The sequence below is a fragment of the Gallaecimonas zhanjiangensis genome, from assembly GCF_057624825.1.
The window spans coordinates 289,495-314,042 of sequence record NZ_CM172603.1 but is presented as its reverse complement, the minus strand read 5'-3'; the positions used below and the strand labels follow the sequence as shown (position 1 = coordinate 314,042).

The window sequence follows — 24,548 nt, the reverse complement described above, 5'->3', positions numbered from 1 at the left end:
AAGGGGCCACAACAGCATTACCAGCGGTAGTGAGCGAATGCTTTGTTCGCTTCTGCCATGCGATGCACGTCTTCGCGCTTCTTAACGGCAGAACCTTTGTTATCGGCAGCGTCCAGCAGTTCACCGGCCAGACGAGCAGCCATGGATTTTTCACCGCGCTTACGGGCAGCATCTACCAGCCAGCGCATAGCCAGGGTGTTACGACGCACAGTACGTACTTCAACAGGCACCTGGTAGGTGGAACCACCCACACGGCGGGACTTAACCTCGACCGCAGGACGAACGTTGTCCAGGGCGGTTTCGAACAGTTCCAGGTGCGACTTGCCGGTTTTCTCGTTCATGATGTCCAGGGCACCGTAAACGATCTTCTCGGCAGTAGATTTCTTACCGTCAACCATTACAACGTTGACAAATTTGGCAATGATCTCGGATCCGAATTTCGGATCAGGCAGGATCTTGCGTTGACCAATCACGCGACGTCTTGGCATGACTTATTCTCCGTATGCTTCAGGGATTACCCAAAACCTAATTAATGAATACTTAGCTTGGCCTTACTTAACGGAGAACCATTAAGACTTGGGCCGCTTGGCGCCGTATTTGGAACGGGCTTGCTTACGATCTTTAACGCCAGCACAGTCAAGGGTGCCGCGTACGGTGTGATAACGCACACCTGGCAGGTCTTTTACACGACCGCCACGGATCAGAACAACGGAGTGCTCCTGCAGGTTGTGGCCTTCGCCACCGATGTAGGAAGTCACTTCGAAGCCGTTGGTCAGACGCACACGGCAAACTTTACGCAGTGCGGAGTTCGGCTTCTTCGGGGTGGTGGTGTACACACGAGTACATACACCACGCTTTTGGGGGCAGGCTTCCAGCGCAGGAACGTTGCTCTTAGCAACTTTCTTGACGCGGGGCTTGCGCACCAGCTGGTTAATTGTAGCCATTAGCTTGCTAACTCCTGGTTAGATGCTTTTTACGGTGAAAAATCGCCCCAATAAGGGCCGCGGCATTCTAAATGCCGCTCAAAAAAGTGTCAAGACAACAAAGGCCGTCCACTTTAGGGACGGCCTTTGACGTTGTTATGACAACTTTTACTCTTCGCCACCCAGATCAGCGTTCAGCAGATCGGTCAGCGCTTTTTCTGCATCGTCGGCAGTCATCTGCGGCTCGGCAATAACGGCACCACGGTTCCGTTGACGGTTGCGCTCCTGGTGATAGGAGTAACCGGTACCGGCCGGGATCAGACGGCCCACAATGACGTTCTCTTTCAGACCACGCAGGTCATCAGCCTTACCGGACACAGCCGCTTCGGTCAGTACGCGGGTGGTCTCCTGGAAGGAGGCCGCGGAGATGAACGACTCGGTAGCCAGAGAGGCTTTGGTGATACCCAGCAGCTGACGCTCAAAGCTCGCAGGTTGCTTGCCGGCTTCTTCCAGCTCACGGTTAGCGATCTTGACGCGGGCCACTTCCTGGGTTTCGCCTTCCAAGAACTCGGAATCACCCGGGTTGTTGATGGTGCACTTACGCAGCATCTGGCGAACGATAGTTTCGATGTGCTTGTCGTTGATCTTAACGCCCTGCAGACGGTAAACGTCTTGCACTTCGTTAACGATGTAACGGGCAACGGCTTCGATACCACGCAGGCGCAGGATGTCCTGAGGTGCTTCCGGACCGTCGGCGATAACTTCACCACGTTGAACCTGTTCACCTTCGAACACGTTGAGCTGACGCCATTTCGGGATCATCTCTTCGTAAGCGGTGCCTTCGGCCGGGGTGATCACCAGGCGACGTTTACCTTTGGTTTCTTTACCGAAGGAAATGGTACCGGTGATTTCCGCCAGAATGGCAGGCTCTTTCGGGCGACGGGCTTCGAACAAGTCGGCAACCCGTGGCAGACCACCGGTGATGTCGCGGGTCTTGGACGTTTCCTGCGGAATACGCGCCAGGGCGTCACCCACGTTCACTTCGACGTTGTCATCGAGGTTAACGATGGCGTTACCGGGCAGGAAGTACTGGGCCGGAATATCGGTACCAGCGATGTTGACGTCCTTACCCTTTTCGTCCACCAGTTTCACCATCGGACGCATCTCTTTACCGGCGCTTGGGCGCTGAGACGGCTCGAGGATAACGATGCTGGACAGACCGGTCAGGTCATCGGTCTGGCGGCTCATGGTCACGCCGTCAAGCATGTCCACGAACTTGATGCGACCTTTTACCTCGGTGATGATCGGGTGGGTGTGCGGGTCCCAGTTGGCAACGATGTCGCCACCGGTCACAGCCTCACCGTCCTTCTTGGACAGCACGGCACCGTAGGGCAGCTTGTAGCGCTCACGCTCGCGGCCGTTTTCGTCGGTTACGGTCAGCTCGGTGGAGCGAGAAGTTACTACCACTTTACCGTCAACGTTCTCAACGAACTTGGCGTTGTGCAGCTTCAGAGAACCGGTGTTTTTCACCTGTACGGAGTTCTCTGCAGTCGCCCGGGATGCGGCACCACCGATGTGGAAGGTACGCATGGTGAGCTGGGTACCCGGCTCACCGATGGACTGGGCAGCGATAACACCGATGGACTCACCGCCGTTGATGATGTGGCCACGGGCCAGGTCGCGGCCGTAACAGTGAGCACAAACACCGAAGTCGGTATCACAGGTGATAACGGAGCGCACTTTTACCTGGTCAACGGAGTTGGCTTCAAGGATATCCACCTTGGCCTCGTCCAGCAGGGTGTTACGCGGCATCAGCACTTCGTCGCTGCCGGGAACCAGTACGTCTTCACAGACCACACGGCCCAGTACGCGCTCGCGCAGCGGCTCTACTACGTCACCACCTTCGATCAGCGGAGTCATCCACAGACCTTCGAGGGTGCCACAGTCGGATTCGGTAATAACCAAATCTTGCGCCACGTCGACCAGACGACGAGTCAGGTAACCGGAGTTCGCGGTTTTCAGTGCGGTATCCGCCAGACCTTTACGCGCACCGTGGGTGGAGATGAAGTACTGCAGTACGTTCAAGCCTTCACGGAAGTTCGCGGTGATAGGGGTCTCGATGATGGAGCCATCGGGCTTGGCCATCAGGCCCCGCATACCGGCCAACTGACGGATCTGAGCCGCACTACCCCGGGCGCCGGAGTCCGCCATCATGTAGATGGAATTGAAGGACGCCTGAGTTTCCATTTCGCCGTCGCGGTTCTCTACTTCTTCGGTAGAGAGGTTGCTCATCATGGCTTTGGAAACGCGCTCGTTCGCGGTTGACCAGATATCGATTACTTTGTTGTAACGCTCGCCGGCGGTTACCAGACCAGAGGAGAACTGCTCCTGGATCTCGGCAACTTCCGCTTCCGCCTCGGCAATGATGGCCGCTTTGGCATCGGGGATGACCATGTCATCGATACCAACAGAGGCACCCGCCAGGGTGGCGTAATGGAAACCGGTGTACATCAGCTGGTCAGCAAAGATAACGGTATCTTTCAGGCCCAGGCGACGATAACAGGCGTTCAGCAGACGAGAGATCTGCTTTTTACCCATGTTCTGGTTGATCAGCTCAAAGGGCATGCCCTTGGGCTGAATGAGGCTCAGAATGGCGCGGCCAACAGTGGTGTCGGTCAGACGGATGTCAGCAACGTATTCGCCGTTCTCGGCTTCCACCCAGTGGGTGATACGCACTTTGACGCGAGCATGCAGGTCAGCCAGGCCAGCGCGATAGACTTTCTCGGCTTCCTTGGGACCACGCAGCACCATGCCTTCACCTTTGGCATTGATGCGCTCACGGCTCATGTAATAGAGGCCCAGTACAACGTCCTGAGAGGGAACGATGATAGGTTCACCGTTGGCCGGGGACAGGATGTTGTTGGTGGACATCATCAGCGCGCGGGCTTCAAGCTGGGCTTCCAGAGTCAGCGGTACGTGGACCGCCATCTGGTCACCGTCGAAGTCGGCGTTGTACGCGGCACAGACCAGCGGGTGCAGTTGAATGGCTTTACCTTCAATCAGCACGGGCTCGAACGCCTGGATACCCAGACGGTGCAGGGTCGGTGCACGGTTCAGCAGCACAGGGTGTTCGCGGATCACTTCATCCAGAACATCCCATACCTCGGCCACTTCGCGCTCAACCATTTTCTTGGCGGCTTTGATGGTGGTGGCCAAGCCACGCGCTTCCAGCTTGCCGTAGATGAAGGGCTTGAACAGCTCAAGGGCCATCTTCTTGGGCAGGCCGCACTGATGCAGGCGCAGGGTCGGGCCTACGGTGATAACGGAACGACCAGAGTAGTCGACACGTTTACCCAGCAGGTTCTGACGGAAACGACCTTGCTTACCCTTGATCATGTCAGCCAAGGATTTCAGCGGACGACGGTTGGAGCCGGTGATGGCACGGCCACGGCGGCCGTTATCCAGCAGGGCGTCAACCGCTTCTTGCAGCATCCGCTTTTCGTTGCGCACGATGATATCGGGCGCAGCCAAGTCCAGCAGACGCTTGAGACGGTTGTTACGGTTGATCACGCGGCGGTACAGATCGTTAAGATCCGAAGTCGCGAAACGGCCACCGTCCAGGGGTACCAGCGGACGCAGGTCCGGCGGCAGCACTGGCAGCACAGCCATGATCATCCACTCCGGCTTGTTGCCGGATTTGAAGAAGGCTTCCATCAACTTCAGACGCTTGGTCACTTTCTTGCGACGGGTCTCGGAGTTGATAGAGGGCAGCTCTTCACGCATCTGCTCGATTTCTTTTTCGAGCTCGATACGCTTGAGAAGCTCCTGTACGGCTTCCGCACCCATGCGGGCGTCGAACTCGTCACCCCACTGCTCGAGGGCGTCCAGGTACTGATCTTCGGTCAGCATGGCGCTCTTTTCGAGGTTGGTCATGCCCGGCTCGATAACCACGTAGCTTTCGAAATAAAGCACGCGCTCGATATCACGCAGGGTCATGTCCAGCAGCAGGCCGATACGGGACGGCAGGGACTTAAGGAACCAGATGTGGGCAACGGGGCTGGCCAGCTCGATGTGACCCATGCGCTCACGGCGCACTTTGGTCAGAGTGACTTCAACACCACATTTTTCACAGATAACGCCACGGTGCTTGAGGCGTTTGTACTTACCGCACAGGCACTCGTAGTCTTTTACCGGGCCGAAAATACGGGCACAGAAAAGACCGTCACGCTCCGGCTTGAAGGTACGGTAGTTGATGGTCTCAGGCTTTTTGACTTCGCCGTAAGACCAAGAGCGAATCATGTCAGGAGACGCAAGACCGATGCGAATGGCATCGAATTCTTCAGTCTTGTTCTGCTGTTTCAAAAACTTGAGTAAGTCTTTCACGCTTTTCTCCTATCGGAGTTAAACCCTGCGGGGCGGCGCGAACGCCGCCCCCAAACCTCGATTCACTTCGGCCTTGCGGCTTACTCTTCGTCCAGCTCGATGTTGATACCCAAAGAGCGGATTTCCTTCAGCAATACGTTGAAGGACTCGGGCATGCCCGGCTCCATGGAGTAATCGCCATCCACGATGTTTTTGTACATCTTGGTACGGCCGTTCACATCGTCCGACTTGACGGTGAGCATTTCCTGCAGGGTGTAGGCGGCGCCGTAGGCTTCCAGAGCCCAGACTTCCATCTCCCCGAACCGCTGACCACCGAACTGAGCCTTACCACCCAGCGGCTGCTGGGTAACCAGGCTGTAGGAGCCGGTGGAACGGGCGTGCATCTTGTCGTCAACCAAGTGGTTCAGTTTCAGCATGTACATGTAACCCACGGTTACCGCACGCTCAAACTCGTTACCGGTACGACCATCATGCAACTTAATCTGGCCTGAACGGGGCAGACCAGCCAGTTCCAGCATGTCTTTGATGGTGGCTTCGGCGCAGCCATCGAAAGCCGGAGTGGCGATCGGCACACCACCTTTAAGGTGTTTGGCCAGACGGATGACTTCGTCATCGCTGAAGCTGTCGATGTCCACTTCCTGACGGTAGTTGCCCAGGGCATAAACCTTTTTCAGGAAGTCGCGCAGTTCGGCGATTTCACGCTGCTCTTGCAGCATCTCGTTGATGCGCTCGCCCACACCTTTGGCAGCCATGCCCAGGTGAGTTTCGAGGATCTGACCGATGTTCATCCGCGACGGTACACCCAGCGGGTTCAGTACGATGTCAACGGGGTTGCCGTTTTCGTCGTAAGGCATGTCTTCCACAGGAACGATGGTGGAGATAACACCTTTGTTACCGTGGCGACCGGCCATCTTGTCACCGGGTTGTACGCGGCGTTTAACGGCCAGGTAAACCTTGACGATCTTCAGCACGCCAGGAGCCAGGTCATCACCTTGGATGATCTTGGCGCGCTTGGCTTCGAACTTCTTGTCGAAGTCGGCTTTGATCTCGATGAGCTGTTCGGCGATCTTCTCCAGCTCAACCTGCTTGGCTTCGTCATCGATGGACTGTTCCAGCAGCTTGGCTTTCTCAAGCTTGGCCAATTTGGCTTCGTCGAAACCAGAAGACAGCAGCAGGTTCTTGGCGCGGTCATAGATACCGGCTTCGAGGATTTGGAACTCTTCGGTCAGGTCTTTCTTGGCCTGCTTGAGTTGCATCTCTTCGATTTCAAGAGCGCGCTTGTCTTTCTCTACGCCGTCACGGGTGAACACCTGTACGTCGATTACGGTGCCGTAAGTGGAACCGGGCACACGCAGGGAGGTGTCCTTAACGTCGGAGGCCTTCTCACCAAAGATGGCGCGCAGCAGTTTTTCTTCCGGGGTCAGCTGGGTTTCACCTTTGGGGGTGACCTTACCGACCAGGATGTCGCCAGGCTTCACTTCGGCACCGATGTAGCAGATACCGGACTCATCCAGTTTGGAGAGGGCAGACTCACCGACGTTGGGGATATCGGCAGTGATTTCTTCCGGCCCCAGCTTGGTGTCACGCGCCACACAGGACAGTTCCTGAATGTGGATGGTGGTGAAGCGATCTTCTTGCACCACGCGCTCGGAGATGAGGATGGAGTCTTCGAAGTTGTAACCGTTCCAGGGCATGAACGCGACACGCATGTTCTGGCCCAGAGCAAGGTCGCCCAGGTCAGTGGACGGACCGTCAGCCAGCACGTCGCCACGCACGATGGGGTCACCCACGTTACATACCGGCTTCTGGTTGATACAGGTGTTCTGGTTGGAACGGGTGTATTTGATCAGGTTGTAGATGTCGATGCCGGCTTCGCCAGGCAGCATTTCATCTTCATTGACCTTAACCACGATACGGGAGGCGTCGACGTAGTCGATGGTGCCGCCACGTTTGGCCACCACACAGACGCCGGAGTCCACCGCTACGGTGCGCTCCATACCGGTACCTACCAGCGGCTTGTCAGCGCGCAGGGTCGGAACGGCCTGACGTTGCATGTTCGAGCCCATCAGGGCGCGGTTGGCGTCATCGTGTTCAAGGAAGGGGATCAATGACGCCGCAACAGAAACGATCTGCTGGGGACTTACGTCCATCAGCTGAATGTCGCTGGCGTTCATGTAGGTTGATTCACCCTTGTGACGGCAAGGCACAAGCTCATCCAGCAGACGATTGTTTTCGTCTACGGAAGCGTTGGCCTGGGCCACCACGTACTGGCCTTCTTCGATGGCAGACAGGTACTCGACATCGTCGGTCACCTGGCCGTCCACAACCTTACGGTACGGGGTTTCGAGGAAACCGTACTCGTTGGTGCGGGCAAAGCAGGACAGTGAGTTGATCAGACCGATGTTCGGGCCTTCAGGGGTTTCGATGGGGCACAGACGACCGTAGTGGGTCGGGTGTACGTCACGAACCTCAAAGCCGGCACGCTCACGGGTCAGACCGCCCGGGCCCAGAGCCGAGATACGGCGCTTGTGGGTAACCTCGGACAGCGGGTTGTTTTGGTCCATGAACTGAGACAGCTGGCTGGAACCGAAGAACTCTTTAACGGCAGCGCTAATAGGCTTGGCGTTAATCAAGTCTTGCGGCATCAGGCCGTCCATGTCGCCCAGAGACAGACGTTCGCGCACGGCACGTTCTACACGTACCAGGCCAACGCGGAACTGGTTCTCGGCCATCTCGCCCACAGAGCGGATGCGACGGTTACCCAGGTGGTCGATGTCGTCCACTTCACCGCGACCGTTACGGATCTCGATGAGGGTCTTCATGACATCGATGATGTCCTGGTTATCCAGTACGCCAGAGCCTTCGATGGTATCGCGGCCCACGCGGCGGTTGAACTTCATCCGGCCAACGGTAGACAGGTCATAACGCTCTTCAGAGAAGAAGAGGTTATTGAATAGGGCTTCGGCGGCTTCGCGGGTCGGCGGCTCACCGGGACGCATCATGCGATAGATCTCAACCAGCGCTTCAAGGCGGCTATTGGTGGAGTCGACACGCACGGTCTCGGACATGTAAGCGCCGTGGTCCAGATCGTTGAAATACAGGGTTTCAACGGCCTTGTAACCGGCTTGAGACAGCTTGGCCAGCAGATCCAGGGACAGCTCCTGGTTAGCCACTGCAATCACTTCACCGCTGGATTGGTCAACATAGTCTTTGGCCAGCACCTTACCGATAATGTAATCGGTAGGTACTTCCAGTTTGTCCATGCCGTCCTTTTCCATCTGGCGAACGTGACGGGCAGTCACGCGGCGGCCGGTCTCGACCAGCACTTCGCCATCGATACCCTTGATGTCAAAGCTGGCGGTGTCGCCACGCAGACGCTCGGGTACCAGAGTCATCATCAACTTGTCTTTCTTGATCTCGAAAGTCACCTTGTCGAAGAACAGATCAAGAATTTCCTCGGTGCTGTAATCCAAGGCACGCAGGATGATGGACGCCGGCAGTTTGCGGCGACGGTCGATACGCACAAAGAGGTTGTCTTTGGGATCGAACTCGAAATCCAGCCAGGAACCACGATAAGGAATGATGCGAGCGTTGTAGAGGACCTTACCGGAAGAGTGGGTCTTACCACGATCGTGATCGAAGAACACGCCAGGAGAGCGGTGCAACTGAGACACGATAACGCGCTCGGTACCGTTGATAACAAAGGTACCGTTGTCAGTCATCAGGGGGATTTCACCCATGTAGACTTCTTGTTCGCGGATATCTTTTACGGTGCCGGGCGCCGCTTCTTTGTCAAACAGCACCAGGCGCAGTTTGACCCGCAGCGGGGCTGCGTAAGTAACACCACGGATCTGGCATTCTTGCACGTCAAAGACGGGCTCACCCAGACGGTAGCTGACGTATTGGAGCTCGGCATTGCCGGAATAGCTCTTGATCGGGAAAACAGAACGGAAAGCGGCTTCCAGGCCGTTTTGACCGTCTGGGTCCATCTCGATGAACTTGGTAAAAGAGTCCAACTGGATGGATAACAGGAAAGGCACGTCCAGAACTTGTGAACGTTTACCAAAATCCTTACGGATGCGTTTTTTCTCTGTGTAAGAGTACACCATGGGGTTCCTCAGCTCGCGAAAGTGTGACCCACTAATGTCCGACGGGACAGTCTCAGCGCAACGTCGTTTTGTCGTTGGCAATCCGGGTGACCGAACTGCCGGAATAGGCAAAATAAACGACGCGAAATTTTGCCTATTCCTACAGCGCGAAAAGGCCGGTGGCGCTACGCCACCAGCCTTTGCCCCCGTGAAGGGGCTGTAATCTATTAACTAGATTACTTGATCTCAACAGAAGCACCGGCTTCTTCGAGTTCTTTCTTGAGCGCTTCGGCTTCGCCTTTGGAGATAGCTTCTTTGATAACAGCAGGAGCAGACTCAACCAGGTCTTTAGCTTCTTTCAGGCCCAGACCGGTGGCGCCGCGAACGGCTTTGATAGCAGCAACTTTGTTCGCGCCAGCAGCGGTCAGAACAACGTTGAACTCAGTTTGCTCTTCGACGGCAGCAGCAGCGTCGCCAGCAACGGCAACAGCAGCAGCGGCAGAAACGCCGAATTTCTCTTCCATGGCTTCAACCAGCTCAACCACTTCCATTACGGACATGGCGGCTACGGCTTCAAGGATTTGATCTTTAGTTACGGACATGACTCAAGTTCCTAATTACTGAAGTATTTGTTACACCCAAACAGCCCTTAGGCAGCTTCGGCTTCTTTTTTCTCGCGCAGTGCGGCCAGGGTACGAACCAGCTTGCCAGCGGCGGCTTCTTTCATAGTCGCCATCAGCTTCGCCAGAGCTTCTTCGTAGGTCGGCAGTTTTGCGAGACGGTCAATGTCTGCTGCAGGGATAAATTCCCCGTTAAAGGCAGCACCTTTTACCTCAAACTTGTCGTTCTCTTTGGCAAAGTCTTTGAACAGACGCGCCGCAGCACCAGGGTGCTCGTTAGAGAAAGCGATCAGAGTTGGGCCAACAAAGACGTCAGACAGTACTGAATAATCGGTACCTTCTACAGCACGACGCGCGAGGGTGTTACGAACAACCTTCACGAAAATACCCTGAGAACGGGCAGTCGCACGCAGCTGAGTCATTGCTGCTACAGTTACGCCGCGAGAATCGGCAACAACTGCAGAAAGCGCGCCTTTGGCAGCTTCGTTGACTTCAGCAACAATTGCTTTTTTGTCGTCGAGTCTTAATGCCATTGGCTTACTCCTGGATTTCACCGGTCAAACCGGTAGTAATACATGTCAGGGGAAATCCCTGACAACCTCACGGTGACAGCATCCAAGAGAGAAAATCTCTTAGGGCCTACACCGTCTGCGTAGGAAAGGTTTAAGCCCGAAGGCTCCTACGGTCTTGGACGAACGTTCAAAACTTGAACGTCGACCCATGCGAAAGCGCCAGAGTATAACACCTGCTGACGCTTTCGCCAATCTCTCTCAAAGCCGCTGGATTATTGAACGTCCAGAGAGCTTTGATCGATAGAAACACCAGCGCCCATGGTGGTGGACAGGCTGATTTTCTTAATGAACTGACCTTTGGAAGTAGCGGGCTTCGCTTTCTTCAGGGCAGCCAGCAGAGCTTCAAGGTTTTCTTTCAGCTTGCTGTCTTCGAAATCAACCTTACCAATGGTGGTGTGGATGATACCGTTTTTGTCGTTGCGATAACGCACCTGACCAGCCTTGGCGTTCTTAACCGCTTCGGCAACGTTAGGGGTTACAGTACCGACTTTCGGGTTCGGCATCAGGCCGCGGGGACCCAGGATCTGGCCCAGCATACCCACAACACGCATGGCGTCGGGAGAAGCGATAACCACGTCGAAGTCCATTTGACCGGCTTTAACTTGCTCGGCCAGGTCTTCCATACCCACGATGTCAGCGCCAGCAGCCTTGGCGGCTTCAGCGTTGGCACCTTGGGTGAATACGGCTACGCGAACGCTACGGCCAGTACCGTTGGGCAGCACGGTGGCGCCACGAACGTTTTGGTCGGATTTACGTGCGTCGATACCGAGGTTCACGGCAACGTCGATGCTCTCAACGAATTTGGCGGTGGCCAGCTCTTTGAGCAGGGCAACGGCTTCGTTGATGGCGTAGTCTTGGGTGGCGTTGACTTTCTCACGGATGAGACGCATACGCTTGGTCAGCTTAGCCATGTCTTAGTCCTCCACTACCAGGCCCATGGAACGGGCAGAGCCAGCGATGGTACGCACGGCGGCGTCCATGTCGGCTGCGGTCAGATCCGGCTCTTTGAGCTTGGCAATTTCTTCCAGCTGAGCGCGGTTAACCTTACCCACTTTATCAACGTGCGGCTTTTTGGAACCGCTCTTGATACCGGCCGCTTTCTTCAGCAGGAAGCTGGCAGGCGGGGTTTTGGTGATGAAGGTGAAGGAACGGTCGCTGTACACGGTGATAACCACAGGCAGCGGCATGCCTTTTTCCAAGGACTCGGTACGGGCGTTGAAGCCTTTACAGAATTCCATGATGTTCACGCCGTGCTGACCCAGGGCAGGACCGATCGGCGGGCTGGGGTTAGCCATACCAGCTGCAACCTGCAGCTTGATGTAGGCTGTTACTTTCTTAGCCATGATTTACCTCATTATTTGGGTTCTAGCGCCTCAAAAGAGGCTCCCCTTTGGGGTCCCTAAAGAAATTAGGGCAGCGAATTCTACTGAATCTCGCTGCCCCTGCCAAGCGACTTGACGATTTTTCGTGCGTTAGCCTTTTTCGACCTGCCCGAAATCCAGCTCTACCGGAGTGGAACGGCCGAAGATCATCACAGACACTTTCACGCGGCTCTTCTCGTAGTCGACTTCTTCGACCACGCCGTTGAAGTCGGCAAAAGGACCATCGGTAACACGTACCACTTCGCCGGGCTCGAACAGGGTCTTGTGACGCGGCTTGTCTACTGCTTCTTGCAGACGGTTGAGGATGGCATCGGCCTCTTTATCAGAGATCGGCGCCGGGCGGTCGGAGGTACCGCCGATGAACCCCATCACCCGGGGAATGGAACGCACCAGGTGCCAGGATTCGTCATTCATAGCCATGTGCACCAGCACGTAGCCTGGGAAGAATTTACGCTCGGACTTGCGCTTCTGGCCGGCACGCATTTCTACCACTTCTTCGGTAGGAACCAGCACTTCGCCGAAATGCTCTTCCATGCCATGCATCTTGATGTGCTCGCGCAGCGACTGAGCTACACGGGACTCAAAGCCAGAGAAGGCCTGGACCACATACCAGCGTTTTTTCTGTTCTGACATAGGTATTAGATCTCCAAACCAGTGAACCAGCCGATCACCCGTACCAGGATGCCATCCATTGCCCACAACAGCAGGCCCATAACGGCTACGGCCGCCATGATGATAAGCGTAGTGTGGACGGTTTCCTGACGAGTCGGCCAAACAACCTTGCGAACTTCAGTGCGTGATTCCTTGGCAAAGGCCAGCGCTTGCTTGCCCTTGCGGGTCAATGCAGCCAAACCAATAGCAATGGCGAAAGCTGCCACACCAATCACAGCACGGATCAGCATGGAAGTGTCTTGGCCATAGAAGTGGTTAACCACTACCAGGCCACACAGCAGAGCAACAACCAGGATCCACAAAACTACATCCAGCGCACCGCCTTTGGGCTGCTGTTGATGTTCAGTATTCACACTCATCATGACCAACCTAGTCAATTTTCGTCGATTCGGAGCCATCCTGCGAATGGCGCCTCTGGCAGCGGAAACGGGGAGTCATTTTATCGTTCTCTCCCAGACGCTTCAGCGTCTTTTCCCACTACCCTTCCAGTAGTTAATTTGCGACCTCGCGCAAGCGAGCTGCCGATACTAACAGAATGTGCGCAATATTTCTTCTGGGATTATGAAGCCGCAGGATTTTTTTCGTTTACTCAGAAAAACAGGGCGCCGAGGCGCCCTGTTTTCTGGCAATCACCGCGATTAGGCGATGATTTTGGCTACAACGCCGGCGCCTACGGTACGGCCACCTTCGCGGATAGCGAAGCGCAGACCTTCATCCATCGCGATAGGAGCGATCAGCTCTACTACCATCTGAATGTTGTCGCCAGGCATTACCATCTCTACGCCTTCTGGCAGTTCGATGGTGCCGGTCACGTCAGTAGTACGGAAGTAGAACTGCGGACGGTAGCCTTTGAAGAACGGAGTATGACGACCACCTTCTTCTTTGCTCAGCACGTACACTTCGGATTCGAACTTGGTGTGCGGCTTGATTGAACCAGGCTTACACAGTACTTGGCCACGCTCGACTTCGTCACGCTTGGTACCACGCAGCAGAACACCTACGTTCTCGCCAGCACGGCCTTCGTCCAGCAGCTTGCGGAACATTTCTACGCCGGTACAAGTGGTTTTGGTGGTCGGGTTGATACCGACGATTTCCACTTCTTCACCAACTTTAACGATGCCTTGCTCTACACGACCGGTTACCACGGTACCGCGGCCGGAGATGGAGAACACGTCTTCCACGGGCAGGATGAACGGCTTGTCGATAGCGCGCTCCGGCTCAGGGATGTAGGTGTCCAGGGCTTCGCCCAGCTCGATGATCTTGGCTTCCCACTCAGCGTCGCCTTCCAGCGCTTTCAGAGCAGAACCTTTGATGACCGGCAGGTCGTCGCCAGGGAAGTCGTAGGCGGACAGCAGTTCGCGCACTTCCATTTCGACCAGCTCTTGCAGCTCTTCGTCATCAACCATGTCGCACTTGTTCATGAACACGATGATGTAAGGAACGCCTACCTGGCGACCCAGCAGGATGTGCTCACGGGTTTGCGGCATCGGGCCGTCGGTGGCTGCTACTACCAGGATCGCGCCGTCCATCTGGGCAGCACCGGTGATCATGTTTTTGACGTAGTCGGCGTGGCCGGGGCAGTCAACGTGGGCGTAGTGACGAGTCGGAGTATCGTACTCAACGTGAGAGGTGTTGATGGTGATACCACGAGCCTTTTCTTCCGGCGCGTTATCGATTTGGTCGAAAGCGCGGGCAGCACCGCCGTAGGTTTTGGCCAGTACGGAGGTGATGGCGGCAGTCAGGGTGGTTTTACCGTGGTCAACGTGACCGATGGTACCTACGTTGACGTGCGGCTTCGTACGCTCGAATTTTTCTTTAGACATGATAGTCCCTCGGTTCACAATTTGACTGGCCACAAGGCAGTCTTCAAAAATGGCATTTACAAGAAAGATATTATGGCTTGAAAGGCAGGGAGGGAAAAGTGGTGCTGATAGGCAGATTCGAACTGCCGACCTCACCCTTACCAAGGGTGCGCTCTACCAACTGAGCTATATCAGCACACATTATTTGGAGCGGGCAGCGGGAATCGAACCCGCATCATCAGCTTGGAAGGCTGAGGTAATAGCCATTATACGATGCCCGCTAACTATCCCTTTTTGAGAGGCGACCTCAAACCATGAATATGGTGGTGGGGGAAGGATTCGAACCTTCGAAGGCTGAGCCGTCAGATTTACAGTCTGATCCCTTTGGCCACTCGGGAACCCCACCGAATTTTCCTGTCCTGATTCGAGCGTATTGCACGCTGCAGGCCGGTCAGAAGCCCATTAAGTGGTGCGCATTCTAAGAGAGAGTGAAAGCCAGGGCAATAGCTTGTTGCAGCTATTTGCCTGTAAAAGCGGTCATTTGTGCAAACTTTGGCCAATGCCTAGGAGTAGAGCGCCAGCCCTTCAAGCACCAGGTCTGGCCGGTACGCTCCCAAAGACCCCATTGAATTGGGCAAGTGGCGAATGCCACCGCCAGTAAGGAACAGGGGAATGTCCTGGCCAATCTGGGCCTTTGCCGTGGCGATGGCTGAGCTTACAAAGCCTGTGACCATGGCACGGCAACCAGCATATAAACCGGTGCCGGTACTTGCGCCAAAAGCCAGTTCCCCTTCGGTGGGTTCAAGGCCAATGACCTTTGCCGTCCGGCTCAATACCGCATCGGTCATCATTTGAAAGCCAGGGGCGATCCAACCGCCAAGGTGCCGGCCGTTGTTATCGATAAGGTCCGCTGTGGCGGCAGTACCGATATCCAGCACCAAGCAGGCGCCTTTAGCTTCATTAAAAGCGGCCAGCATGGCGAGCCAACGGTCAACCCCCAAGCGCTGCGGCTCGGCATAGGCACTGGTTACTCCAAAAGCCCTGGCCTCACTTTTAATCTCTAGGCACTCAATACCCTGCGACTTGGCAAACGAGAAAAACGCATTGGCTATTGCCTCATTACCCACGGAAGCAAAAACCATCCGCTGGCAATCTGCCGGCACCGGCATCGCCGCGATCTGCTCAGCTTGAAAACGTAGAGAGGGGGACAACTTTGCCCCCGAAAGCACCGCCGATTTAAGGAAGCTGTTACCGGCTTCAACCAAGAGCGTTGTCATGGCTTCTCATTGATAACTCGCCGCCATAGATGCGGGTAACTTGGCCGCCGGCTTCCAGCAGCAAAGCGCCATCACCTTCAATGCCCCGGCAAATACCCACCTGCTGGCTCTTCTCGTTTTTAAGGACAACGGCCTGCCCCCAAAAGCAATCCAAGCGATTCCAATCATCAACAAAGGCGGCAAGGCCTTTATCGGCAAAAAGGGTGAGAGCTTCACGCAAGGCACTGATCACCTGATTAGCAAGCTCAGTACGGTCGACTTGCTGACCATAGATTTGCTGTAAGTCTACCCAGGGTTGGTCGACCCTACTGGCCGATTCGGGTGGCATGGCCACATTGAGGCCGACACCGATAATGATGTTCACCGGCCCATTAGCTTGGCCAACCATCTCTACTAGAATACCGCCAAGCTTGCGGCCATTGTGGTAAAGGTCGTTTGGCCACTTAAGACGTACCGCATCACCCAGCCAATCATTGATGGCCTTGGCTACGGCGACGCCGGTCACCAGGCTCAGCCCTTGCAACGCGGCATGGCGGCTATCTAATTGCCAGAACAGGCTGAAATAGAGATGGGCTCCAAAGGGTGAAACCCAAGTCTGCCCGCGCCTCCCCCTGCCGGCGGTTTGACACTCGGCCAGCACCACGTCGCCGCTGGTCAGGCTAGCAGCGTCTTTTAGTAGATCGTTGGTTGAACCAACTTCGGACCATACCTGGAGGTTGTCGCCAAGGGACGCTTTGAGCCTGGATTCATCCAGTAAGGAGATGGGATACGGCAGGCGGTAACCTTTACCTTTGACGCTGAACACGTCCAGGCCAAGGCGCCTGAGTTCTGCCATCCGTTTGGAGATTGATGCGCGGGACAGGGACAGCATTTCTCCCAGTTCCTCGCCTGAATGGAAGCGCCCATCAGCAAGCTGCGCCAACAGCAGCTGATTGGCGGGGTCGAGTTTTTTCATTTGAACGCATCTATTTAAAGTGAAAATTCTCCCGATGCGCCAATCAACCGGATCTCAGGGACCAGTCGGATACCAAACTTGGCTTCTACGTCATCCCGGATCTGACGCGCCAGCGTCAGAACATCGTCGGCCGTTGCTTGGCCATAGTTGACCAAAACCAGTGCCTGATGCTGGTGCACGCCTGCTCCCCCCAGACGCTTGCCCTTCCACCCGGCCTTATCGATAAGCCAAGCGGCTGGCACCTTGACCAGCTCATCGGCTTGGATAAAGCCTGGCAAGTCGGGATAACCTTCTTTCAACGCATCGAATGCTGTTCTTGTAATTGTTGGATTCTTATAAAAGCTACCGGCGTTACCCAAAAGAGAGGGATCGGGTAATTTAGCCCGGCGAACCGACTTGACCAGCTCGCTAATCTGGTGCGGTTCAGCGCCATCATATGCCAGTTCACTAAGCGGTGCATAGTCCAGTACCGGTTGCCACTGCTTTTCCAGTCGCAGGCCAAGGGCGGTGATAAACACCTTGCCTTGCAGCTCACCTTTAAAGATGGAGTCCCGATAGTCAAAGCGGCATTCCTCGCGACTCAGCCGGTGCAGGCCGCCGCCGTCAAAATCGATAAACTCGACGTACTCGCAGCGCTCGGCCAGTTCCAACCCATAGGCACCGATATTCTGGATGGGCGCCGCTCCGGCTGTCCCCGGGATCAGCGCAAGGTTCTCAAGGCCACCAAGGCCCTGTGCAACTGTCCAATCCACCAGTTCAGGCCAGCTTTCCCCCCCCATCACATGCAGGTGATAAGCGTCATCGCTCTCACGCACTGCTCGCCCTTGAAGGGCGTTCTTGAGAATGAGCCCTTCATAGTCTTCGCAGAACAGCACATTGGAACCGCCACCGAGAGCCAAGACATTGGCACCGGCAGCCAAGGGCAGTGTTTCGCGCAATGTACTGATGTCTTCCAGCAGGCAAAAACCTGAGCTATTGGCCGCAAGGCCGAATGTATTAAAAGGCTGAAGGGGAGTGTTGGACAGGATGTGCATGGTGAGAACCGCTTTTAAGAGGCGCTTAGTGTATCCAAGATGCCAGAAACGAAAAAGCCCCGGTCAAAAGACCGGGGCTCATTCATTTTAGTGGTGCTGATAGGCAGATTCGAACTGCCGACCTCACCCTTACCAAGGGTGCGCTCTACCAACTGAGCTATATCAGCACGCATATTAGGTGCCTGGCGGTGACCTACTCTCACATGGCGAATGCCACACTACCATCGGCGCGGCTGCGTTTCACTTCTGAGTTCGGAATGGAGTCAGGTGGTTCCACAGCGCTATTGCCGCCAGGCGAATTCGTTTAAGTCCGCTCTTGCGAGCCAACTTATCAATTCGGATTAAGCTGATAACAGTGCTTTCGATTCTCTCGCCTTACTTTGGCGTCCCACAAAACCCTTTGGGTGTTGTATGGTTAAGCCGCACGGGCAATTAGTACTGGTTAGCTCAACGTATCGCTACGCTTACACACCCAGCCTATCAACGTCGTAGTCTTCAACGACCCTTTAGGAGACTCGAAGTCTCAGGGATGACTCATCTCAGGGCTCGCTTCCCGCTTAGATGCTTTCAGCGGTTATCGATTCCGAACTTAGCTACCGGGCAGTGCCACTGGCGTGACAACCCGAACACCAGAGGTTCGTTCACTCCGGTCCTCTCGTACTAGGAGCAACTCCCTTCAATCATCCAACGCCCACGGCAGATAGGGACCGAACTGTCTCACGACGTTCTGAACCCAGCTCGCGTACCACTTTAAATGGCGAACAGCCATACCCTTGGGACCGACTTCAGCCCCAGGATGTGATGAGCCGACATCGAGGTGCCAAACACCGCCGTCGATATGAACTCTTGGGCGGTATCAGCCTGTTATCCCCGGAGTACCTTTTATCCGTTGAGCGATGGCCCTTCCATTCAGAACCACCGGATCACTATGACCTACTTTCGTACCTGCTCGACGTGTCTGTCTCGCAGTTAAGCTGGCTTATGCCATTGCACTAACCTCCTGATGTCCGACCAGGATTAGCCAACCTTCGTGCTCCTCCGTTACGCTTTAGGAGGAGACCGCCCCAGTCAAACTACCCACCAGACACTGTCCTCAACCCGGATAACGGGTCTAAGTTAGAACATCAAACATACCAGGGTGGTATTTCAAGGTTGGCTCCACCCGAACTGGCGTCCGGGTTTCATAGCCTCCCACCTATCCTACACAAGTAGGCTCAATGTTCAGTGTCAAGCTGTAGTAAAGGTTCACGGGGTCTTTCCGTCTAGCCGCGGGTACACTGCATCTTCACAGCGATTTCAATTTCACTGAGTCTCGGATGGAGACAGCATGGCCATGGTTACACCATTCGTGCAGGTCGGAACTTACCCGACAAGGAATTTCGCTACCTTAGGACCGTTATAGTTACGGCCGCCGTTTACCGGGGCTTCGATCAAGAGCTTCACCTTACGGCTAACCCCATCAATTAACCTTCCGGCACCGGGCAGGTGTCACACCGTATACGTCCTCTTTCGAGTTTGCACAGTGCTGTGTTTTTGATAAACAGTCCCAGCCATCTGGTCACTGCGACTCTCGTCTGCTTACGGAGCAAGTCCTTCACAAACAAGAGCGTACCTTCTCCCGAAGTTACGGTACTATTTTGCCTAGTTCCTTCACCCGAGTTCTCTCAAGCGCCTTAGTATTCTCTACCTGACCACCAGTGTTGGTTTGGGGTACGGTTCCTATGCAACTGAAGCTTAGAGGCTTTTCCTGGAAGCGTGGCATCAACAGCTTCGTCACCGTAGTGACTCGTCTCGTGTCTCGGAATTAAGCGCCCGGATTTACCTAAGCACTCTCCCTACGCACTTTCACATGGACAACCAACGCCATGCCTGCCTAGCCTTCTCCGTCCCCCCATCGCATTGCATAGAAGTACAGAAATATTAATCTGTTTCCCATCGACTACGGCTTTCGCCCTCGCCTTAGGAGCCGACTCACCCTGCCCCGATTAACGTTGGACAGGAACCCTTGGTCTTCCGGCGTGGAGGTTTTTCACCCCCATTAACGTTACTCATGTCAGCATTCGCACTTCTGATACCTCCAGCATGCCTCCCGACACACCTTCGCAGGCTTACAGAACGCTCCTCTACCGCTCACGCTAAGCGTGAACCCGTAGCTTCGGTGCATAGCTTAGCCCCGTTACATCTTCCGCGCAGACCGACTCGACTAGTGAGCTATTACGCTTTCTTTAAAGGGTGGCTGCTTCTAAGCCAACCTCCTAGCTGTCTAAGCCTTTCCACATCGTTTCCCACTTAGCTATGACTTTGGGACCTTAGCTGACGGTCTGGGTTGTTTCCCTTTTGACAACGGACGTTAGCACCCGCTGTCTGTCTCCCGGATAGTACTCTTGGGTATTCGGAGTTTGCATGGGTTTGGTAAGTCGGGATGACCCCCTAGCCCAAACAGTGCTCTACCCCCCAAGGTATTCGTCCGAGGCGCTACCTAAATAGCTTTCGAGGAGAACCAGCTATCTCCCGGTTTGATTGGCCTTTCACCCCTAATCACAGGTCATCCCCTACTTTTGCAACAGTAGTGGGTTCGGTCCTCCAGTACCTGTTACGGCACCTTCAACCTGCCCATGACTAGATCACCGGGTTTCGGGTCTATACCTTGCGACTGGACGCCCAGTTAAGACTCGGTTTCCCTACGGCTCCCCTATTCGGTTAACCTCGCCACAAAATATAAGTCGCTGACCCATTATACAAAAGGTACGCAGTCACACCACGAAGGTGCTCCTACTGCTTGTACGTACAGGGTTTCAGGTTCTATTTCACTCCCCTCGCCGGGGTTCTTTTCGCCTTTCCCTCACGGTACTGGTTCACTATCGGTCAGTTAGGAGTATTTAGCCTTGGAGGATGGTCCCCCCATATTCAGTCAAGATACCACGTGTCCCGACCTACTCATCGTGTGCAACAACAGCTGGCATTTCATGTACGGGACTATCACCCTGTATCGCGGCACTTTCCAGAGCCTTCCACTATACCAACCGCTGATAAACACACTGGGCTCTTTCCCGTTCGCTCGCCGCTACTGAGGAAATCTCAATTGATTTCTGTTCCTCGGGGTACTTAGATGTTTCAGTTCTCCCGGTTCGCCTCTGCACCCTATGTATTCAGATACAGATACTGACTTATGTCAGTGGGTTTCCCCATTCGGAAATCATTGGCTCAAGCGGTTCTTATCACCTCACCAATGCTTATCGCAGATTAGCACGTCCTTCATCGCCTCTAACTGCCTAGGCATCCACCCTGTACGCTTAGTCACTTAACCATACAACCCCTAAGGGTTTCGCTTGTGCGAACATATCGCCCGTTAATGGCGACATCCGTATGTGACTAACACCTGGTTTTTCGCCGGACGCTCAAAGTAAAACTTGAGAATCTCGTTTAAATTGCAGTGTTATCAGCTTTCCGAATTGTTAAAGAACTAGAAAGCCCGCTCGAAAGCGGGCTTTTCCAAATAATCTGTGTGGACACTGCAACAGCAGGTATCTCTTTAGTAAGGAGGTGATCCAGCCGCAGGTTCCCCTACGGCTACCTTGTTACGACTTCACCCCAGTCATGAACCACACCGTGGTAAACGCCCTCCCGAAGGTTAAGCTATCTACTTCTGGTGCAGCCCACTCCCATGGTGTGACGGGCGGTGTGTACAAGGCCCGGGAACGTATTCACCGTGGCATTCTGATCCACGATTACTAGCGATTCCGACTTCACGGAGTCGAGTTGCAGACTCCGATCCGGACTACGACGCGCTTTTTGGGATCCGCTTACTATCGCTAGCTTGCTTCCCTCTGTACGCGCCATTGTAGCACGTGTGTAGCCCTACTCGTAAGGGCCATGATGACTTGACGTCGTCCCCACCTTCCTCCGGTTTATCACCGGCAGTCTCCTTTGAGTTCCCGACATTACTCGCTGGCAACAAAGGATAAGGGTTGCGCTCGTTGCGGGACTTAACCCAACATTTCACAACACGAGCTGACGACAGCCATGCAGCACCTGTCTTAGCGTTCCCGAAGGCACCAAGGTATCTCTACCAAGTTCGCTAGATGTCAAGAGTAGGTAAGGTTCTTCGCGTTGCATCGAATTAAACCACATGCTCCACCGCTTGTGCGGGCCCCCGTCAATTCATTTGAGTTTTAACCTTGCGGCCGTACTCCCCAGGCGGTCAACTTAACGCGTTAGCTCCGGAGTCCACGTTTCAAGAACACAAACTCCAAGTTGACATCGTTTACGGCGTGGACTACCAGGGTATCTAATCCTGTTTGCTCCCCACGCTTTCGCACCTGAGCGTCAGTCTTTGGCCAGGGGGTTGCCTTCGCCATTGATGTTCCTTCCGATCTCTACGCATTTCACCGCTACACCGGAAATTCCACCCCCCTCTCCAAGACTCTAGCTTGCCAGTCTTAAATGCAATTCCCAGGTTAAGCCCGGGGCTTTCACATCTAACTTAACAAGCCGCCTGCGTGCGCTTTACGCCCAGTAATTCCGATTAACGCTTGCACCCTCCGTATTACCGCGGCTGCTGGCACGGAGTTAGCCGGTGCTTCTTCTGCGAGTAACGTCACAGCTGATACGTATTAAGCATCAACCTTTCCTCCTCGCTGAAAGTGCTTTACAACCCGAAGGCCTTCTTCACACACGCGGCATGGCTGGATCAGGCTTGCGCCCATTGTCCAATATTCCCCACTGCTGCCTCCCGTAGGAGTCTGGGCCGTGTCTCAGTCCCAGTGTGGCTGATCATCCTCTCAGACCAGCTAGGGATCGTCGCCTTGGTGAGCCGTTACCTCACCAACTAGCTAATCCCACGTAGGTGCATCTGATAGCAAGAGGCCCGAAGGTCCCCCTCTTTGGTCCGTAGACATCATGCGGTATTAGCCATCGTTTCCAATGGTTATCCCCCACTATCAGGCAGCTCCCTACGTATTACTCACCCGTCCGCCGCTCTCAAGGGAAGCAAGCTCCCCTCTACCGCTCGACTTGCATGTGTTAGGCCTGCCGCCAGCGTTCAATCTGAGCCATGATCAAACTCTTCAATTAAAAGTGTTTGATGCTCAATGAATTGCTGAAGTGTTGAACACTTCACTTCATCGAGTAGTTCTCAATTTTTTTGAGTCTACCCAACTGTGAGTGCCCACACAGATTACTTGGATTCAATTGTTAAAGAGCGTCGCTTTCTCAAGCGAGGAGGCGCATTCTACAGCCTCCCAATACAGTGTCAAGCCCTTTCGCTTCACACTAAACTTCGTTTTTTAAGCCTTTCGACTCAATCCCCGAAGCGAGCCGCCATTCTACTCACTTATCTTTATCGGTCAAGGCCTTTTTAAGCACCGCTTAATCAGCTCTCAACCGCGCTTTCCCTTGGCGACGAGGCGGCATTATAGGGATCGGATTTTGGAGCGCAAGTGCTTTTTAATACAGGCGAACTGATCGGTGAAATCTTCACCTGGCGGCCCTTTCTTTGCGCAATGATGTAAATAAAGTTAACATGCTCGCGCATTCCCCTTATCAAATTCACTGTACCTGTACACTTTAACGAGCTAAACCATGCATCCAGCTATTACCCTTTTCGTCGTTGCGATTCTGGGATCGGTCTTACTGTCTTTCGTCCCTGTCGAATTTCCTTACTCACGCCCGACCTTCTTTGGGCTCGGTATCCTTTTGGGGGGCGTTGTTGCCTTCTTTATGGGGCGCCCTAAAGCGCAAGCTACCCGTACCGAGGATATTGCTACCGTCACCCTGTATGTCGGTAACCTGCCCTATCGTGCCAATGAGCATTCGGTGCAGCAGACCTTCGAGCGTTTCGGCAAGGTATTGTCGGTACGACTGATGAAGGATCGCCAAACCGGCCGCCGCCGCGGCTTTGGGTTTGTCGAGATGCTGACTGAAGATGCCCAGGCCGCCATTAACGGCCTTAATGACCAGCAGTTCCAAGACCGTACCCTGAAAGTCAGGGAAGCCAAGGAACGCCGGGATCAAGAAGAAGAGTAAAGCGGTAGGTATTCGGGCAAGGCGCTTTCTTGCAGCCAGGCCCGCAATAGCTCCAGCCCCTTGGGGTTGGAGGCCGTGTGATAAAGGTGGCTCAGGCCACCTTTTTTATTGCCAGCGCCAACCGGCAATAAGCTGCGCACCCGCCGGGCAATGGCTTCACCGGAGTCCACCAAAGTCACATCACTCCCCAAGACCTTCGCCAGTTCCTCTTTTACTAGGGGAAAATGAGTGCAACCCAGCACCACGGTGTCAGGCTTGGGGGCATGCAGCCAAGGGGCAAGAATGTCGGCCAGCCGGTCAATATCCAGCTCTTGGCCACGCAGTTTGGCTTCTGCCATGGTGACCAGCTCACTGGAGCCGAGCCGCAAGACTTGCTTGCCAGCGGCAAAGTCGGCTTCGAGTTGATGCGTATAAGGGCGGTTGACGGTGCCGGGAGTTGCCAACAGGCCAATGACGCCGCTACGAGTAAGCCGCGCCGCCGGCTTGATAGCAGGCACCACGCCAACCACCGGGAAGCTAAAGCGCTGGCGAAGATGGGGCAACACCAGGGTAGACGCGGTATTACAAGCTACCACGGCCAGGCTGATGTCGTGGCGCTGGGTGACGGCGTCAAACACCGCCAACACCCGCTCGACCAGCACGGACTCACTCAGCTCGCCATAAGGGAAGGCGGCATCGTCCATGGCATAAACCGCCTCAACACCGGGCAGGGCCTGATGGACCTGTTGCCAGATGGAAAGACCGCCTACCCCTGAATCGAAAAAGAGCAACTGACTCATGCTGTTTGCCAATGACCTACCTGATATTTTTGCCCGC

At 54.8% G+C, this 24,548-nt stretch carries 16 protein-coding genes, 4 tRNA genes and 3 rRNA genes; 1 reads left to right on the top strand and 22 read right to left on the bottom strand.

Going from position 1 to position 24,548, the window contains the following annotated elements:
• Window positions 1–17 precede the first annotated feature (17 nt).
• From rpsG to AC22G1_RS01325, 21 genes are all read right to left on the bottom strand, one after another.
• Window positions 18–488 (bottom strand): 30S ribosomal protein S7, encoded by a 471-nt coding sequence (gene rpsG / locus AC22G1_RS01425; RefSeq protein WP_050660929.1) that lies wholly within the window; start codon window positions 486–488, stop codon window positions 18–20.
• A gap of 81 nt (window positions 489–569) precedes the next feature.
• Window positions 570–944 (bottom strand): 30S ribosomal protein S12, encoded by a 375-nt coding sequence (gene rpsL / locus AC22G1_RS01420; RefSeq protein ID WP_008486781.1) that lies wholly within the window; start codon window positions 942–944, stop codon window positions 570–572.
• Window positions 945–1,091: 147 nt separating this feature from the next.
• Window positions 1,092–5,306 (bottom strand): DNA-directed RNA polymerase subunit beta', encoded by a 4,215-nt coding sequence (rpoC, locus tag AC22G1_RS01415; protein ID WP_487315213.1) that lies wholly within the window; start codon window positions 5,304–5,306, stop codon window positions 1,092–1,094.
• Window positions 5,307–5,386: 80 nt separating this feature from the next.
• Window positions 5,387–9,415: a DNA-directed RNA polymerase subunit beta gene (gene rpoB, locus AC22G1_RS01410; protein WP_487315212.1), complete on the bottom strand. Its 4,029-nt coding sequence runs from the start codon at window positions 9,413–9,415 to the stop codon at window positions 5,387–5,389.
• 215 nt (window positions 9,416–9,630) lie between these two features.
• On the bottom strand, window positions 9,631–9,996 hold the full coding sequence (gene rplL / locus AC22G1_RS01405; protein WP_008486784.1) for a 50S ribosomal protein L7/L12: 366 nt from the start codon (window positions 9,994–9,996) through the stop codon (window positions 9,631–9,633).
• Between the two features lie 47 nt (window positions 9,997–10,043).
• Window positions 10,044–10,547: a 50S ribosomal protein L10 gene (gene rplJ, locus AC22G1_RS01400; protein ID WP_050660925.1), complete on the bottom strand. Its 504-nt coding sequence runs from the start codon at window positions 10,545–10,547 to the stop codon at window positions 10,044–10,046.
• Between the two features lie 251 nt (window positions 10,548–10,798).
• The gene (gene rplA, locus AC22G1_RS01395) at window positions 10,799–11,497 is read right to left on the bottom strand and encodes a 50S ribosomal protein L1 (protein ID WP_050660924.1); all 699 of its coding nucleotides are present in this window, start codon (window positions 11,495–11,497) and stop codon (window positions 10,799–10,801) included.
• Window positions 11,498–11,500: 3 nt separating this feature from the next.
• Window positions 11,501–11,929, bottom strand: coding sequence for a 50S ribosomal protein L11 (rplK, locus tag AC22G1_RS01390; protein ID WP_050660923.1), 429 nt, complete (start codon window positions 11,927–11,929; stop codon window positions 11,501–11,503).
• A gap of 129 nt (window positions 11,930–12,058) precedes the next feature.
• Entirely contained in the window at window positions 12,059–12,601 is a 543-nt protein-coding gene (nusG, locus tag AC22G1_RS01385; RefSeq protein ID WP_487315211.1) for a transcription termination/antitermination protein NusG, read from the bottom strand.
• Window positions 12,602–12,606: 5 nt separating this feature from the next.
• Entirely contained in the window at window positions 12,607–12,999 is a 393-nt protein-coding gene (gene secE / locus AC22G1_RS01380) for a preprotein translocase subunit SecE (RefSeq protein ID WP_050660931.1), read from the bottom strand.
• Between the two features lie 279 nt (window positions 13,000–13,278).
• Window positions 13,279–14,463 carry an elongation factor Tu gene (gene tuf / locus AC22G1_RS01375; protein WP_123422713.1) on the bottom strand — a complete coding sequence of 395 codons (1,185 nt, stop codon included), beginning with the start codon at window positions 14,461–14,463 and terminating at the stop codon, window positions 13,279–13,281.
• Between the two features lie 99 nt (window positions 14,464–14,562).
• Window positions 14,563–14,638 (bottom strand) — tRNA-Thr (locus AC22G1_RS01370).
• A gap of 10 nt (window positions 14,639–14,648) precedes the next feature.
• A tRNA-Gly gene (locus AC22G1_RS01365) sits at window positions 14,649–14,723 on the bottom strand.
• 40 nt (window positions 14,724–14,763) lie between these two features.
• Window positions 14,764–14,848: transfer RNA gene (locus AC22G1_RS01360), tRNA-Tyr, on the bottom strand.
• 157 nt (window positions 14,849–15,005) lie between these two features.
• Window positions 15,006–15,719, bottom strand: coding sequence for a type III pantothenate kinase (locus tag AC22G1_RS01355; RefSeq protein WP_487315210.1), 714 nt, complete (start codon window positions 15,717–15,719; stop codon window positions 15,006–15,008).
• Window positions 15,700–16,674, bottom strand: a complete 975-nt coding sequence (gene birA / locus AC22G1_RS01350) for a bifunctional biotin--[acetyl-CoA-carboxylase] ligase/biotin operon repressor BirA (protein WP_487315209.1) — start codon at window positions 16,672–16,674, stop codon at window positions 15,700–15,702. Before birA ends, AC22G1_RS01355 begins: the two co-directional genes overlap by 20 nt.
• A 14-nt stretch (window positions 16,675–16,688) precedes the next feature.
• Window positions 16,689–17,708 carry a UDP-N-acetylmuramate dehydrogenase gene (gene murB, locus AC22G1_RS01345; RefSeq protein ID WP_487315208.1) on the bottom strand — a complete coding sequence of 340 codons (1,020 nt, stop codon included), beginning with the start codon at window positions 17,706–17,708 and terminating at the stop codon, window positions 16,689–16,691.
• Window positions 17,709–17,799: 91 nt separating this feature from the next.
• Window positions 17,800–17,875 (bottom strand) — tRNA-Thr (locus AC22G1_RS01340).
• Window positions 17,876–17,888: 13 nt separating this feature from the next.
• A 5S ribosomal RNA gene (gene rrf / locus AC22G1_RS01335) occupies window positions 17,889–18,003 on the bottom strand.
• Between the two features lie 116 nt (window positions 18,004–18,119).
• Window positions 18,120–21,015, bottom strand: a 23S ribosomal RNA gene (locus tag AC22G1_RS01330).
• Window positions 21,016–21,244: 229 nt separating this feature from the next.
• Window positions 21,245–22,781 (bottom strand): 16S ribosomal RNA (locus AC22G1_RS01325).
• The 16S, 23S and 5S rRNA genes sit together here with 1 tRNA gene alongside, the layout of an rRNA operon.
• Window positions 22,782–23,426: 645 nt before the next feature.
• Here AC22G1_RS01325 and AC22G1_RS01320 point away from each other — a divergent pair.
• Complete coding sequence (locus tag AC22G1_RS01320) at window positions 23,427–23,732, top strand: RNA recognition motif domain-containing protein (RefSeq protein ID WP_332317949.1); 306 nt, start codon at window positions 23,427–23,429, stop codon at window positions 23,730–23,732.
• Here the strand turns inward: AC22G1_RS01320 and murI are convergent.
• Entirely contained in the window at window positions 23,717–24,511 is a 795-nt protein-coding gene (murI, locus tag AC22G1_RS01315) for a glutamate racemase (protein ID WP_487315207.1), read from the bottom strand. The genes AC22G1_RS01320 and murI overlap by 16 nt on opposite strands.
• Window positions 24,512–24,548: the final 37 nt, after the last annotated feature.